8 protein-coding genes and 5 tRNA genes are annotated in these 15,301 nt (G+C 36.9%); 11 read left to right on the top strand and 2 right to left on the bottom strand.

Features of this window, described 5'->3' with window-relative positions; all coding sequences use genetic code 11:
• Nucleotides 1-241 precede the first annotated feature (241 nt).
• Nucleotides 242-1,231, top strand: coding sequence for an Abi family protein (locus tag ACTJLE_RS04125; protein WP_481267551.1), 990 nt, complete (start codon nt 242-244; stop codon nt 1,229-1,231).
• Between the two features lie 335 nt (nt 1,232-1,566).
• Nucleotides 1,567-1,773, top strand: a complete 207-nt coding sequence (locus ACTJLE_RS04130) for a hypothetical protein (protein ID WP_481267552.1) — start codon at nt 1,567-1,569, stop codon at nt 1,771-1,773.
• 147 nt (nt 1,774-1,920) lie between these two features.
• On the opposite strand, the gene ACTJLE_RS04135 is transcribed toward ACTJLE_RS04130, so the two are convergent.
• Nucleotides 1,921-2,463 (bottom strand): hypothetical protein, encoded by a 543-nt coding sequence (locus ACTJLE_RS04135; RefSeq protein WP_481267553.1) that lies wholly within the window; start codon nt 2,461-2,463, stop codon nt 1,921-1,923.
• 513 nt (nt 2,464-2,976) lie between these two features.
• On the opposite strand from ACTJLE_RS04135, the gene ACTJLE_RS04140 reads away from it, so the two are divergent.
• From ACTJLE_RS04140 to ACTJLE_RS04165, 6 genes are all read left to right on the top strand, one after another.
• Nucleotides 2,977-5,241 (top strand): KAP family P-loop NTPase fold protein, encoded by a 2,265-nt coding sequence (locus tag ACTJLE_RS04140; RefSeq protein ID WP_481267554.1) that lies wholly within the window; start codon nt 2,977-2,979, stop codon nt 5,239-5,241.
• 292 nt (nt 5,242-5,533) lie between these two features.
• A complete protein-coding gene (locus ACTJLE_RS04145) occupies nt 5,534-6,292 on the top strand; it encodes a DUF3800 domain-containing protein (protein WP_481267555.1) in 759 nt (252 codons plus the stop codon).
• A gap of 575 nt (nt 6,293-6,867) precedes the next feature.
• Nucleotides 6,868-6,940, top strand: a tRNA-Gly gene (locus ACTJLE_RS04150).
• A gap of 28 nt (nt 6,941-6,968) precedes the next feature.
• Nucleotides 6,969-7,039 (top strand) — tRNA-Cys (locus ACTJLE_RS04155).
• A 31-nt stretch (nt 7,040-7,070) separates the two neighbouring features.
• Nucleotides 7,071-7,142: transfer RNA gene (locus ACTJLE_RS04160), tRNA-Val, on the top strand.
• Nucleotides 7,143-7,182: 40 nt separating this feature from the next.
• Nucleotides 7,183-7,255, top strand: a tRNA-Val gene (locus ACTJLE_RS04165).
• A gap of 243 nt (nt 7,256-7,498) precedes the next feature.
• Here the strand turns inward: ACTJLE_RS04165 and adhP are convergent.
• Entirely contained in the window at nt 7,499-8,509 is a 1,011-nt protein-coding gene (gene adhP, locus ACTJLE_RS04170; protein WP_481267556.1) for an alcohol dehydrogenase AdhP, read from the bottom strand.
• Between the two features lie 377 nt (nt 8,510-8,886).
• On the opposite strand from adhP, the gene ACTJLE_RS04175 reads away from it, so the two are divergent.
• The 3 genes from ACTJLE_RS04175 (at nt 8,887) to ligA (ending at nt 15,301) form a co-directional block, all read left to right on the top strand.
• Nucleotides 8,887-8,962, top strand: a tRNA-Gly gene (locus tag ACTJLE_RS04175).
• 74 nt (nt 8,963-9,036) lie between these two features.
• Nucleotides 9,037-12,336, top strand: a complete 3,300-nt coding sequence (locus ACTJLE_RS04180; RefSeq protein ID WP_481267557.1) for a tetratricopeptide repeat protein — start codon at nt 9,037-9,039, stop codon at nt 12,334-12,336.
• A gap of 97 nt (nt 12,337-12,433) precedes the next feature.
• Entirely contained in the window at nt 12,434-15,301 is a 2,868-nt protein-coding gene (gene ligA / locus ACTJLE_RS04185) for an NAD-dependent DNA ligase LigA (RefSeq protein WP_481267558.1), read from the top strand.

The raw sequence follows: 15,301 nt of genomic DNA on the forward strand, positions 1-15,301 counted from the left end.
AAAACTCAGCTAACCAACTGAGAAAGTAACAGTGTTTGACGATTGCTACGTGCTACCTTCTGAAGCAACCAGCTTAAAGACGCAGTGCGCTAAACTTTTTAGCGATAGTTTTCACTATGTACGCAAAACCGCCTAATACTAATATCCAATCACATCTTTCTAACTTTCAAGCGTGCATAGTAAAATTGTAAAAATAAATTTTACTGTGAAGTAAAAAATTTCAGAGAAGGGGATAGACGTAATGTCTTATAAAACAGTTGATTCTTTAATGCGACATCTTAGAGATAGTGGCGTAATGATTTCTGGTAGTGCACAAAAAAGACAACTAATAAATACTGGATATTTTCATGGATATAAAGGTTATCGTTTTTTTAGCGATACACAAAGTAGACATCAAATACCATTTTCTTCATATGGCGAAGTGTATGCAACAATAAAATACGATTCAGAGTTGAAGTCACTTTTCTATGGAAAAATTATGTTCATAGAAACAGCTGTAAAAAATATAGCGATGGAGTGCATACTTAGGAAAAGTCGTTCGGAAAGTATCCAAGCTATGCTGACTAGATCGGTTAGTGGTGCAAATAATTCTCCAAAGAATTTTACTAATGATCAAAAAAGAAAAGCTCAGCAAAAGAAATTAGATTTACAAAATTCTATTCAACGTAACCTTGCGCGTGCATATAAGAATAAAGATTCAAAAATTACGCATTTTTATGATAAATATGCAGATGTCCCAATTTGGGCATTATTCGAAATAACTATGCTTGGAGATTTTGGAAATATTTTGTCGTGTCTTACATATGAGGTTAGAGAAGATATTTCTAAAAAAATTGGATTGAATTTATCATCTGATACGAATCGTGAGCTTGTTTATGAATATATTTATCTGTTAAAAGATTTAAGAAATGCAATTGCCCATAATTCTGCCATTTTCGATACGCGTTTTAAAAAAGCGAAACCGTCGCGACCTATGACAGCTTGCTTGATTAATGAGATTCATTTACCTTATGTTAATTTCAATAGTATTGGTGATTACATTGTGCTTGTGTCATATTTTCTAAAAATTCTTCATGTTTCCAAAAGAGAAATAAAGTCTTTTATTAATGAATATGAAAAAATAACTTCAGATTATATAAATTCTGTTTCTAAAAGTAATGTAAACGTTGTAAAAGCAGTTATTAAGAAAGATTGGAAGAAAAGGATGACAAAGTTAAAAAATTATATTTGATAATTAGCTTTTACGCACTATGAAGTATAATGTAAACGTAATTGCGGTGTGCGTTTGCGGACACACACCTGTGGGAGCTGACATAGTTTCGGCTCCCTCTTTTATTTTGAGTCGTTGAATAGAAATAGCAAATATCTAGAAATAGTGATAAACTTGCTGATAACAGCAGCCCCCTAAGCCTACTAACAGTGCTCAAATCTGGGGGTTCTTTTTTTTGTAAGCGGCTTTGCAATTTAAGAATTGAATGTGCTCTAAACTTTAAAAATCGTTAGAGTCTAAGAGTTTAATGCATATGTTGTTAGCAGGGAAGCGCAGTACGTTTAAGTCGATTTCATATGCTTGGTATTTCAATAATTAATGTTAGACTCCGCGTTATCTACAATTCTGAATCTAAACAATTGCACAGTAAGAATGATTATAAAAGATTAAGATTTTTAAAATCAAAACTTACTAAAGATTCAATATACTGGGACGCATTAGATGCAGAACATAAGCTAAATGGCTTAGATGCACTTGAAACTCTCACAGAACAGGCTGTATAACGTTTAAAGTTGTTTTATATAGACGTTTCACTGTATTTAAATATGTTCGAATTAAGTCTTTCAAGCATTGCCAGTATATGAGCCAATAATTTATCTTGAAAGCATCGCGGCTGAACGTATCAAAACTGTTTCCTTAACGCAACAATTTTAGCCATTGGATTTTTTCTTGTCTTTTAACACTGCAATCTTTATCCATCTTGGACATCCGCATTTATTACTAGCAATATTGAGTTTATGTCTATCTTTTATAAAATGAGGATTGATTTGAATAAAGTTGTCACCTCTTGGGCTAGTTGGAATTATTAAAGTCCAAAAATACATTCCTGAAATATTTGAGTATTGAAGAATAAAACAATATTCATGAACCATTAAACAATCATCTGGGATATATTGAATATTTTCTTTTTGATTTTGAATCAAATTTGGCAAAGCACATATATACGCTACATGCATGTAATTAAAACTATTATCTAAAGGAAAATTAATTTTGAATAATTCAATATCAGTTGCAGGTTCCATTCCTATGTTACGCACAATCTGTTTATTTAAGTCAAGTTCAACATATGGAATTTTATTATTCTCATGAAATATATATTGACCAATTTTATCTAATCTAAAAGCGCGGAAAATAAAATATAAGCCTGTAATTAAAAGAGAAGATGCAACTGAAATAATTATGCTATTTACCAAATTATTTAAGTTAATGTTAATGCATAATGACTGAATGCTATTCAAAATATTCTCTCAATTCTTTAAAGCCTTATTTTATTTATATTACAATCTAAAATATCAGTATTGCAATGAAGGCTGTGAAAAGTGCTTAATTAAGTTACGTAAACTATAAACCTATTGAAAATATTGGCGGAAATTTATAGGAAAAATAAGAGTGTGATAGCATTGTAGTTGAATTGCGGTGGACGTCTTCGGACTAAACCTGGAAGAATCTGATGCGTCGGGTTCTTCTTTTTTCTTTTACTGGGTTATTAGTGTAAGACTTATAACCCCTTTATTTCGGTATTTCAACCAGTAATACTCTATCTTCAAGTTTGCGTTTTATGCGATAGCATTTTCAAAATCTTTGGATTATAGCTCAATTTTTGAAATACATAATATTTAAGTATTGGCTAAAGAATAATTTGCATAAATGATTAGAATATAGATTATTATACGAAATACTGCAATTGCAAAAGTGGGAGAAAGAATATGAGCTACGTTGCAGATAAACCTATTGAAAAAGCTGATGAAGATTTATTGGGAAGATCTGTTTTTGCTAAACAATTTGGAAGATCGATTTGTGAATATGATAGCAAAGATGGTCTTGTAATCGGTTTGTATGGAAAGTGGGGTAGTGGCAAGACATCTATTATTAATATGGCAATATCTGAGATTCCAGTAGATAAATCAGAGAAGAAAAAATGGTATTCAAAAGTATACAAAAGAATCAAAAAAATTTTTACTTCACAAAAAGCTGAAGAAGAAGATCAATGTCATTATCCAATAATTATAAGATTTTCGCCATGGAATTATTCAGATAAAAACAATTTGATTAGTTTATTTTTTCATGAATTGAAGAATAAATTAGGCGTAGCTAAAGGAGAAGAGAATAAAGGAAAAATCGGAAAGGCTATAAGTCAATATTCCGATATTATTGACGTTTCATTACTTATTCCAGTAGTTGGGCCTGCAATCGCTCCTATATTGAAAACTACATTCAAAGCAGTAGGTGCTAAATTGATGAAAAATCCTAGTTTGAATGAAGCTAAAGAAAAATTGTGTGAGGCACTAAAAGATTTTAACCACAAAATAATTGTTTTTATTGATGATATAGATAGATTGACTACTCCTCAGATTAAAGACATTTTCCAATTGGTTAAGCAAGTAGGCGATTTTCCAAACATAATTTATGTCCTTACAATGGATAGGGAAATTGTTTGCAATGCTTTGTCTGAATATCACAATATTAACGGGGATGAATATTTAAAGAAAATTGTTCAAGTTTCTTTTGAAGTTCCTGAAATTGATAAAACAACAGTGCATGAAATATTAAGAGATCGCCTTAATGATATTGTTCATAAAAGCAAGAATGAAGAAGAATTTGAAAATAACAAATATTTTGAAACAGTACTTGAAAAGTGCGTAAATCCATATGTAAATAATATAAGGGATGTAAATAGATTACTTAACGCGTTCCAATTCAAATATGGCGCTTTATGGAAAGAAACATCATTTGTTGATTTATTAGCTATTACTGCAATAGAAATCTTCGAGCCTAAGTTATATGAATGGATTTCTTATAATGCATATGCATTATGCCAATGCCGTGAACATAGTCTTCTAATGATTGGCAAGGATAACATAGATTACTTAAAATATTGCAATGAGAAATTTAGTAGTCTTGAATTTGACTGTAACAAAGTAATAGATATTCTTTCAACTATGTTTCCTACATTTGCAAAAGACATTAATGAGCATAAATTAGCAAATCCTCAATCTGAAGAAGAACTTATTAGTAAAATGCGCGTTGGTTCTATTGAGAAATTTGATTTATATTTCAGTTTTAATTTATCAAGTATAAAAATTCAAAGAGAAGTAATTCTTGAATGCATAAATAATTGTAGCAAATTTGCTCTCATGCAAAAAGTTAAGAATTTTAATAAAAACGGTAACATTGTATTATTTTTAAAAAATATAAAAGCATTACTTATTGATAGTAAAATACCAAATAATCGACTTGCTTTAATTGCATCTATGTTATTTGAATTACAATATGAATTTAAAGACCCATATCCATCTGTTTTCTATAACACGTCTGCAGCTGAATATTCAGAACACATATTATTAAAAATAGTCGCTTATATTGATAAAGAAAACGATAGGTATGAAATTATTAGTTCTGCAGTTCAAAATATTAATAAATACAACATTGGCACAACATCTACAATAATTAGATATATTGGATTTGCCTACAAAAAATACGGATGTGAAGATGAACGTAAAGATTTTCAATTCATTAGTCTTAAACATTTAGCAGATATTGAAAAAATTTATGCGTCAAAAATTAAATCTATTTCAAAATCCGAAGATATATTAAGTTCTTACCAATTCGATACAGCATTTTACATATGGAAATATATTAACATGAAAGATGCTGTCGAGTATGTTACAAATCTATTTGATAATGATATAGATAAGCTTAAATTCTTATGCTTAACAACATATAATAGTTTAACGGGCTGGAAATTTTATTCAGAAAATTGTTTTAATCTAGTTTCTGAAGAAGAATTTTATGCTTCCATAAAAAATTTTGATAAAAGTCGATTAGATGAATTTACTAAGGAAGAGCAAATAATATTGGCTTCGTTTGTACTGAATTATGAAAATAATAATGACGATCTTAATCATGCTTCTGAGCAAGAAGCATTGCAACTCATAGAAAAGTGGAAATCTGAAAGCAACTTAACAAAATAATAGATAATATTGGACACTAGCGCACTGCAGTTAGTGTCCAATATTTTTGTCGCTATAATCTAACCGCAAAGTATTTAAAACTGCCAGCACCCGCGTATCAAAACTGTTTCCTTAACGCAATAATTTTGATGCAAGATATAAATAAAAAAAAACGACTGAAATAAACAATACCTTCTAGATTTATACTTATTTTTCAATAAAAAATTATTAGTACAATTTATGTTACTGGTATAATATTTCGTGATATTTACTATTTTGGGGAATACAAAATATGAGAGTTGGTAAGTAGGACATGAAGAAAAATACTTTTGGCGATTACATTGTTTTTGTTGATGAAAGTGGTGACCAAAGTCTTGTTAGCATAGACAAACAGTATCCTGTGTTTGTTTTGTCTTTTTGTATCTTTGAAAAGAAGCATTATGTGGAACATGTTGTGCCAGAGATTCTTAAATTAAAGTTTGATTTTTTCGGTTCAAATATTCCTATACTTCATGAGCGTGAGATTCGTAAAAGAACTGGAGTTTTTAATATTCTTATGGAAGATACTGTAAGAAATGAATTCTTCAATAGGTTAAATCAAATAATTGAATCATCTAATTTTACGATTGTTTCAACAGTGATCGACAAGAATAAATATTCTCATTACAATTCTCCTAAAAATCCTTATGTTATTGGCATGAATTTTGGTATTGAGCGCATTTTTTATGAATTGCAGGAACGTAATCAAGTTGGGAAAACAATTCCTATTATTTTTGAGAGTCGTGGCAATAAAGAGGATTCTAATCTTGAAAAGGCTTTTAATAACTTTATAGATTCTTCTAATATTCTCGGCATTAAAGGAATGTTTGATTTTAATTGCATAAGTAAATCTGCTAATTTGCAAGGTCTTCAGTTAGCTGATTTAGTTGCTAGACCTATTGGCATACGTTATTTGCATCCTACACAATCTAATAGAGCGTATGACATATTGAGAAATAAAATCAGGAGATCTTGGAATGGAGAAATTAAAGGTTATGGCGTAAAAGTCTATCCAGAAAAGGAACCTTATTGATTGCACAAGAATAAGAAAAGCAAAAAGCTCTAGGCACAACGCCTAGAGCTTTCGCCGACCGAGTACTCCCAATCCATTTGTTCCATCATTGTATCATATATAATCTTATTTACTAAATTATTTAATTTAAAATTAATACATAATGTCGAGCAATCATCAAAAGTGTGTAAAGCCAATCTGGCGAATATTCGTGTGCATAAGCCAAGTTCTTCAACACCGTTAAAAACTCAGTCAGCCAACTGAGAAAATAACGGTAATTGGCAGAACACCGTTAAAAACTCAGTCAACGAACTGAGAAATTAACGATGATTGCCTAAACACCGTTAAAAACTCAGCTAACAAACTGAGAAAGTAACACTCACAGCCCAAACACTGTTAAAAACTCAGTCAACGAACTGAGAAAATAACGGTACTAACTAAAGAATGTCCGCAAAACACGTCAGCAACAAACCGCCATCCAGCACACAACAAAAATCAAGCGACACGCCAAAATAGGGGAGGGCTTGCATTTGAGAATATTTAGAGTATAGTAGTTACTCGTGCTTCGGCGCTGACATAGTTAGCAAGAATGCATTGCGGACATAGCTTAGTTGGTAAAGCGCAACCTTGCCAAGGTTGAGACCGCGGGTTCGAGTCCCGTTGTCCGCTCTAGGTCCGATGAGTTATTCGACCTTACGGTGGGTTAGCCAAGCGGTTAGGCAGCGGCCTGCAAAGCCGTATAGATGAGTTCGACTCTCGTACCCACCTCGATTAAGCGGGTTAGCTTAATACACAACCTGGGCGGTTGGCGCAGTGGTAGCGCACTTCCCTGACACGGAAGGGGTCACAAGTTCGAACCTTGTATCGCCCACTCGAAAGGATTGCCTTTCACGCATAATTAAAAAAATTTTGGGTGATTGGCGCAGCGGCTAGCGCACTTCCTTCACACGGAAGGGGTCATAGGTTCGATTCCTATATCACCCACAATATGTACGCAGTGTTTACACTGCGTTTTTTTGTTTTTGCACCCATTTTCTAGTTAAGCAACAAAAAAGGATATGAGGAAAAACTCGAAAGCCTTTCCTCATATCCTTTAAATTACCTTCTTATAAACCTTCTTATAAATCCTTTTCTACAATATATTTCAATATATTTCAGTTTGAAATTTCTACTAAATTTCTACTAAATTTCACTACGAAATTCACTACGAAATCTCAGTGCGAAATCTCAGTGCGAAAGATCAATTACCATACGGCCACGAATCTTGCCATCAAGCATTTCGTCGAAGATATCGTTAATATCTTCCATCTTGCGCATATGGCATTGCGGCACAACCAATCCTTCAGCACCAAACTGGAAAGCCTCAGCCAAATCCTTACGCGTGCCAACAAGGGAGCCAACAAGGCGAATGCCGTCAAGCACCAAGCGAGGAATGCTGAGTTCCATATCTTCTGGAGGCAAACCAACAGCAGCAACTGTACCGCCTGCGCGAACTGAATTAACAGCAGAATTAAATGCATCCTTGCTTACAGCAGTCACAACAGCACCGTGAGCGCCGCCAACCTTCTTCATAGCAAACTCAGCAACATCTTCCTTCAATGGATTCACGCACAAATCAGCACCATACTGCTTAGCAAACTCAAGTTGTGCATCATTAACATCAACTGCAATAACATGAGCGCTAAAAACCTTCTTTGCATACTGCAAAGCAAGATTGCCTAAGCCGCCAAGACCAAAAAGAATAAGCCATTCGCCAGGATGTACTCCAGATTCCTTAATAGCCTTATAGGTTGTTACACCTGCGCAAGTAATAGAGCTTGCAGGAGCAGGATCCAAACCATCTGGAACTTTCACAGCATAATCAGCAGCAACAATGCACTGTTGAGCCATACCACCATCTGCCGTGTAGCCTGCGTTCAATACGCTACGGCACAAAGTTTCGCGACCAGTAGTGCAATATTCGCAGTATCCGCAACCCTTAAAGAACCATGCGACCGATGCGCGATCGCCAGGCTTTAACGTGGTAACGCCAGGCCCAACCTCACGAACAATACCAATGCCTTCGTGACCGAGCACAACACCAGTTTTATCGCCAAAATCCTGGTTCTTCACATGAAGATCAGTGTGGCACACGCCACAGCACTCCATGTCCAACAATGCTTCGCCAAATTCAAGCGGACGAAGTTCCTTCTCAACAACCTGAGCTTTCTTATCTTTGGTTGCAACAATAGCCTTCATAGAGACCTCCTTGTTCTATTTGTTCTTGTTTCTTCATTGGTTCAAGAACAACGGCTACGACTATTCTACATAATTTTTTGCATTTTTTCTAAAAATATCATTTTTTATGGCTAATTGGTCTAAAAAAAAATATTTTGCGCAAAAAATCTTACAATTAAACATAAAAGTGTCAAAAGTTTACAAAAAGCATCAATTATAAACCGTTAACGAACGGCAACAGTACATTAAAAGTGCAGCAAACGCTCAAATGAATCGCACGCATAAAACAACACACCGTAAAATCATTGAAAATTAAGCAATATTAGAATTTTTCAATATTGCGCGACATCCCAAAGTTGCATTTAAGCAAAAAATTAACTAAGATGGCTTTTTGTTTTGCGGACATAGCTTAGTTGGTAAAGCGCAACCTTGCCAAGGTTGAGACCGCGGGTTCGAGTCCCGTTGTCCGCTCCATTTTTTTAGTATTTTATTTATAAAATCGTGTTTCCATAATTGCTACTAGCATCGATTTTGAAAGAATGGGGATTATGGCTGACGACGTACAATCTACCGAGCAGGCAGCTTCGAAAGAAGATTGTAGGTCAATTATGCTTGACGCTATTGAATCCTTATGGGCCAATGGCGAAGTCACTTCTATTCCTACTTTCGCTAAGCACAAAATTTTTAACAACTTTCCAAAATTACCTTCGAATACGCAATTAGCATGGTTTAAAATTCCAGGCAAAAAATTTGCTATTTCGCTAGGCTTATGCAAAGAAGACGGAAAATATTTTCGTCAACTTGCGATTGCAGACGAAGACGGAAGAGTTTATACAGGAGATAAAGTAACTCCAGAAGAAGCTATCGAAAGACTTCCGCAATTGTCTTTAATTGAGCAAGGTTCTTTTGATTTGTGCAATAGCGCACGATTTTACGGATCGGCCTCAATTCCTAAATCTAATAATCTTATTAAGCATATTGTTAAAAAGTGCGGAAAAGTATTTGGCAATATTAACAATTCGCCAATTGTTTACGGCGATGTTGTTATGCAAGTCTCACTAGACGACGGCTTGCATAAAGTTGCTTCATGGCTTTGCCAAAATAACGGCAAGAATAAAAAGTACACGATTGAAGCAACGCGCGTGTTTTTGCCGGATTCTATGCGATGCAATCTATCGTATGCCGACGCTATTGCTACACTATTTTTCGCATCATTCTTCATACCAGATTTACATCAAAGCTTAGTTGGATTTGGGTATTATCACGTTTTGCACCGTTTACACACCGAAGCTCCTCTTGGAGCTATTAGACGCAGCATAGCTGATATTAAATCAATACGCGAAGAAGGCTTGTGCGTGTCTGGATTAGAGTCCTACTATGAGCGCGTTATGCACGATGTTGGCGCATTAGAGCCTACTCACAGCTTGGAAGCAGTACACGGGGCTGAAAGATTGCATTTTAAAGAAGCTCAACGAACTTCAGCACATTACTTAATTTGGGATGATTCATTAGAGCCATCAGCTGCGTTAAAAGTATTGCGAATTGAAGGTGCGCTAAACCGTTTACAAGCAATATATCAATGCCTTCAAACTAACGCTTCTAAAGGCGGCAAAAGTTTAGAAAGCAATATAAGCCTCGAAAGTATTGCTGCTATTGATAACGCAATTATTGAAGATCCTGCTTTTATTGCTAGCGAAACTTTTGGAATGAGCAATTTTGGCAGTCCACTTAGAGACGACAGCATACGCCCATTAATGCACTTGTGGCGAAAAGCTCGTAAATGTCAGCAATCAGCGTCTTATTTAAAACAAGCAGAAGCAGGAGAGTGGCTGTACCGTCAGTCTCTTTCTGAGCTTATACGAAGCTTATATTTGCCGTTCCGTTTTGATGCTGATTTTCGCTCTAATCTTAACGATGGAAAAGTAGCGTTAGCTTTTACTTCTACAGGATCATCGCTAATGCCAGTATACAAATACGATAATTTAAAAAATCAGTGGCATAAGTATAGCGATACTGAAAAATCGCGTATGTCAACAAACTATAATTTGCGAATTGGCATTATGCTTGCAACTCTTGCTTTTGGTGCAAGTGAAAAAATACAGAACGTTTCTATTCGATTAGATTCAATCGGATTGGAAGAAATGGTTGCTGCTCAAGACAGCGCAATCAACACTCTACTAAGCCGTACACTTAGAGCGCTTAATAGCATGAGCGCAGCTGCATCACCTTCAAAAGGCGAGCCGAAAGATGGTGACGTTCATGGAGATCCTGCACAATTGCAAGATTTACAGCATCTTCCACTTGCGGACGTAGTAGAAGCAGCACAATCCTTAGTAGATGCTCATACAAGCGATTTTGCAAACAGCATGCTAAGCGAAAACGAGCGTACGCAATCAGATATTAAAAACAGCAATAACGCTGAAAGTATAGAAGATAAAGACAGTAACGAAATTAACGAAAGTAACGAAAGCAGCACTAATAACTATAACAGTGCCAATAATGCGAATCCGCTAGCAGCTTTTAGCGAGCCTCCTGCAATACGCACTCTTATAACAGTTACTTTTGAGCGCGAAAACTTTGTAAAATACATTCGCACTTACGGATTACAAAATCCAATAGAAATATACAAGCAATCCAACGCAAATATGCGCATACTAAAAGACGGATCGCTCGATACAGTAGAAGCATCATTCGACCTACACGATGCGTCTTTTGCTCCGCATGGAGCTCAAGAAGAGCCAGAATTCTCAGACGCAGTATTCGACCAAGACCAGGAAGAAATACTCGGAACACAGTTTGCACAAGGCTTATCAATTCAACGCGAAGATTTGCTCCAACAAGCAGTAGCCGACTTCCACCACATTGCGGCACTGCAAATGCCAACAACAGCAGAAAAAGCTCGAGAAGCAATGAATATTATTGAAAATATTGGCGACCCAGAGCTTAGCGCGCAATCAAGCAACGTAACTCGAGCATTAATAGACGAAACTCCAATACCAGAGCTTTCTTTCAAAGCATCGCAAGATATACGATCCATGCGCATTAAAGCGCAAGAACAGCTTATGGAAGGCGATATTAAGCAAGCAATTGAATCATACGAGCAAAACATAGCTCAATTCGACTCAATGTTCGCAGTAGAAAACACTGTGCCACGCTACTTTAATTCATACGCAGAAAGAGTAGTATACAATCGACTATTTGCCACTCCAGACGAGCATACACTACTCATTCCAGACGGACTGTTCTACGCACACATGGAACTAGCAGACCTGCTTTCACAACTACACCAACCAGACGCTGCCATAAAACACTTAAACACAATGGTTTCCTACGCGCCAACATACGCACTATCGCACTTAAGACTAGCTGCAGCATTATCCCAGCAAGAAGATTGGGCATCAGTAATAGCAGCATGCTTAAACGCTTTAAGAGTATCTTTCGACAAAGATGACGCAGCATTCGCATACTACAGATTAGCTTACGCAGCATGGATGCAAGACAGGTTCATGCTCGCAGCCAGCGCATACCGCATGGCAGACTATTTAGCTCCAGGAAGAATAGAACCATTACAAATGGAACTAGAAGAGCTACTATCTAGAATGCGCTCGCAGTGTTATAAAGCTCCGACTAATATGGATGAAGTGCATCAATGTTTCGAGCATGAAGATATTCCTGTATGGCCAAATATTGAAGCAAATAATATTATTGGCAAAGCTGCGAAGCTTACGGTTAACGATGGAATGTTTGTGATTGCAAGAACTTTGTGTGTTGCGCATATTCGAATGTCTTCGTCTGAAGATTTGGAAGGCGCAGTACAGTCGCAATTCTTACGTTCGCTAAATGCGTGAGAATGCGTAAGGATGCGTAATAATTAGTAAGAATACGTAAGAAATACGTAAAGCTTAAGTAATACTTTAAAATGGTTTTTAAGTTAAAGGGGATTTTATGAGTGAGGCTCACAATGATACAGAGTCACAAAGTGCGCAGTGGACACTTTTTGACGATTTTGATGAGCAACCTGTAACTCATGAAAGCACGCGCGAAACTTATAAAACTGAATCGACTGAAGAGCAAAATTCTAAAATTCAGCACAATACTAACGTGGCAAATCCTAATGAGAACGTAGATTATTGGATTGCTCAACTTCAACCAACAGACGCGGACGCATTAGCTTTAGGAAATCTTAATCTTAAATTATTAACAACTGAGCAGGCAGCGCATTTGTGGGCAAAACTTGCAGCTTGGGCGCAATCTGATCAAATTGCCTACTATGTTGAGGACGCTCCAACAAGCTCTGATGCCGCTTATGACGCTCGCATGCGCACACTAAGCGAGTTAGAAGCAGCATTCCCAACACTTGATACGCCTCAATCTCCAACGCACCGCGTAGGCGGAACTTTTTCTAACGATTTTACTTCCGTAAAACATCCTTCGCGCATGATGAGTTTGGATGACGTGTTTTCGCTTGATGAATTACACGACTGGTACGACAGCGTTTTGCGCGATCTTAAATGGCCTGAATCTAAACCGCTTCCTATGACGTGCGAAGTAAAAATCGACGGTTTAGCGCTAAATCTTATTTATAGAAACGGCACTCTTGAGCAAGGTCTTACTAGAGGCGACGGCGTAACCGGAGAAGATATTTCACTTAATGTTCGAACTATTGAAGAAATACCATCGCAACTTCACGCGGAAAATCCTGAAGATATTCCTGAATTTGTAGAAATTCGCGGCGAAGTTTTTATGAAATGGTCCGATTTTCGTAAGCTTAACGACGAGCAGGAAGATGCTGGAAAGTCTGCTTTTGCAAATCCTAGAAACGCAGCTGCTGGTTCGCTTCGTCAAAAAGATCCTCGTGTTACAGCAACACGTCGTTTAAGCTTTTTTGCGCACGGTTTAGGCGAACTCCGTTGGAAGGAAAATACAGCGCGCGCTAATAGCGAAACTAGTTTTAACCAATCTGACGCGTACAAGCTTTACCAACAGTGGGGTGTGCCAATTTCTCCGTACACGCGTAAAGTCACTAATTTTGCTGAAATTCAAGACATGATTGACTATTACGGCGAGCATAGGGCAAATATTTTGCACGCATTAGACGGTATTGTTGTAAAAGTTGACGACAGAGCGTTGCAAAAACAGCTTGGTTCAACTTCTCGAGCACCTCGATGGGCTATTGCGTATAAGTATCCTCCTGAAGAAGTAAACACAGTTTTGAAGGATATTATTGTTCAAGTTGGTAGAACAGGAAGAGTAACTCCTGTGGCAGTTCTTGAACCAGTAACTGTGGCAGGATCGACTATTTCTCGCACAACGCTACATAATTCCTACGAAGTTGAGCATAAGGGTGTGCTTATTGGAGACACTGTTGTAGTGCGCAAAGCTGGGGATGTTATTCCAGAATTAGTTGGACCTGTGCTTAAAGCTAGGGAAGGTAGGGAAAACGAGCTTAAAAAGTTTGTTATGCCTGAATATTGCCCATCTTGTGGAACTAAGTTAGCTCCAGCAAAAGAAGGGGATAAAGATATTCGTTGCCCAAATGTTGAAAATTGCCCAGCGCAACTTACTGAGCGCATAATTCACTTGGCTTCGAGGCAAGCTTTCGATATTGAAAATTTGGGAGATAACGCGGCTTTAGCGCTTACGAATCCTGAAGATTCTAGGCCGAATACTGCGGAAGTTTATTGCCCAAACATGGACAAGATTGTAATTAAGCGAGGCTCAACTCAGCAACCATATGTGCCAGAAGAGGGCTTAACATTACCAAAACCGCAATCTGCAGTTCTTAAAAGTGAAGCTGGATTATTTAGCATTACTGCAGACGAGTTACGAAACGTTATGGTTTGGAAGGAGATTCCTCTTGTTGAAGAGTGGCAAGAAGCTGGGAAAGACGGAAAATTTAAAAAGCGCACTCGCAAAATAGGCGGATCTGGTCTTTGGCATCAAGTAAGAGCTTTCTGGACTCGCACACTAGAAGCTAAATTTGCTGAATCTTCAAACGAAAATAGCGAATGGGATCCTCAATATCCTAAATTCCAAGTTCCTAAAGATGCGAAAGTAGTTTTTTGGAAAGATAAGCGAGCTGGCAGCAATTCTAAAGAAACAATTAGCGTACCTTGGTACACAAGACCTGCAGAAACTACGCGTAGCATGCTTGAAGAAATAGCTCAAAAAGGCAAAAATGCGTCATTGTGGCGAGTTTTAGTTGCTCTTTCTATTCGCAGACTAGGCCCTCCAACAGCGCGTCTTATAGCAGCAAAATTAGGATCTTTAGAAAATATTGCAAACGCGTCGGTTGAAGAGCTTACTCAAATTGATGGCGTTGGCCCAGAAATTGCTCAAGCTGTTTACGACTGGTTTAAGCAAGCTAAAGATAGCAACAATTGGCGAGCTGAAGTGCTAGAAGCATGGAAAGAAGCCGGAGTAGTTGGCAAAGTTGAAAATAATGAGCTTCCGCAAACTCTACAAGGCAAAACAGTTGTTGTAACGGGATCATTACAAGGATTTAGTCGAGATGAAGCTAAGGAGGCAATAACATCTCGAGGAGGTAAAGCTTCTGGGTCCGTAAGTAAGAATACTTATTGCGTAATTCTTGGAGAAAATGCAGGTTCTAAAGCAACTAAAGCGCAAGAACTCGGTATTACTATGCTTAACGAGCGTCAATTCGGTATTCTTTTGGAAACTGGTAGCGTAGAAAAAGCACTACAATTTGAAAAAGAATCTGAGCTTGATATTGACGACGTAACTAGCGGCGATGCAAGCAGCGAAACTAACGACGACAATAACAACGCAACCAACAACGAAACGGAATCATAA

The sequence above is a fragment of the Gardnerella sp. CCPDSM genome, assembly GCF_056754715.1.

Coding starts and splice junctions, on each gene's coding strand:
- ACTJLE_RS04125 (WP_481267551.1), top strand. CDS start 242: ATGTCTTATAAAACAGTTGATTCTTTAATGCGACATCTTAGAGATAGT.
- ACTJLE_RS04130 (WP_481267552.1), top strand. CDS start 1,567: ATGCTTGGTATTTCAATAATTAATGTTAGACTCCGCGTTATCTACAAT.
- ACTJLE_RS04140 (WP_481267554.1), top strand. CDS start 2,977: ATGAGCTACGTTGCAGATAAACCTATTGAAAAAGCTGATGAAGATTTA.
- ACTJLE_RS04145 (WP_481267555.1), top strand. CDS start 5,534: ATGAAGAAAAATACTTTTGGCGATTACATTGTTTTTGTTGATGAAAGT.
- adhP (WP_481267556.1), bottom strand. CDS start 8,509: ATGAAGGCTATTGTTGCAACCAAAGATAAGAAAGCTCAGGTTGTTGAG.
- ACTJLE_RS04180 (WP_481267557.1), top strand. CDS start 9,037: ATGGCTGACGACGTACAATCTACCGAGCAGGCAGCTTCGAAAGAAGAT.
- ligA (WP_481267558.1), top strand. CDS start 12,434: ATGAGTGAGGCTCACAATGATACAGAGTCACAAAGTGCGCAGTGGACA.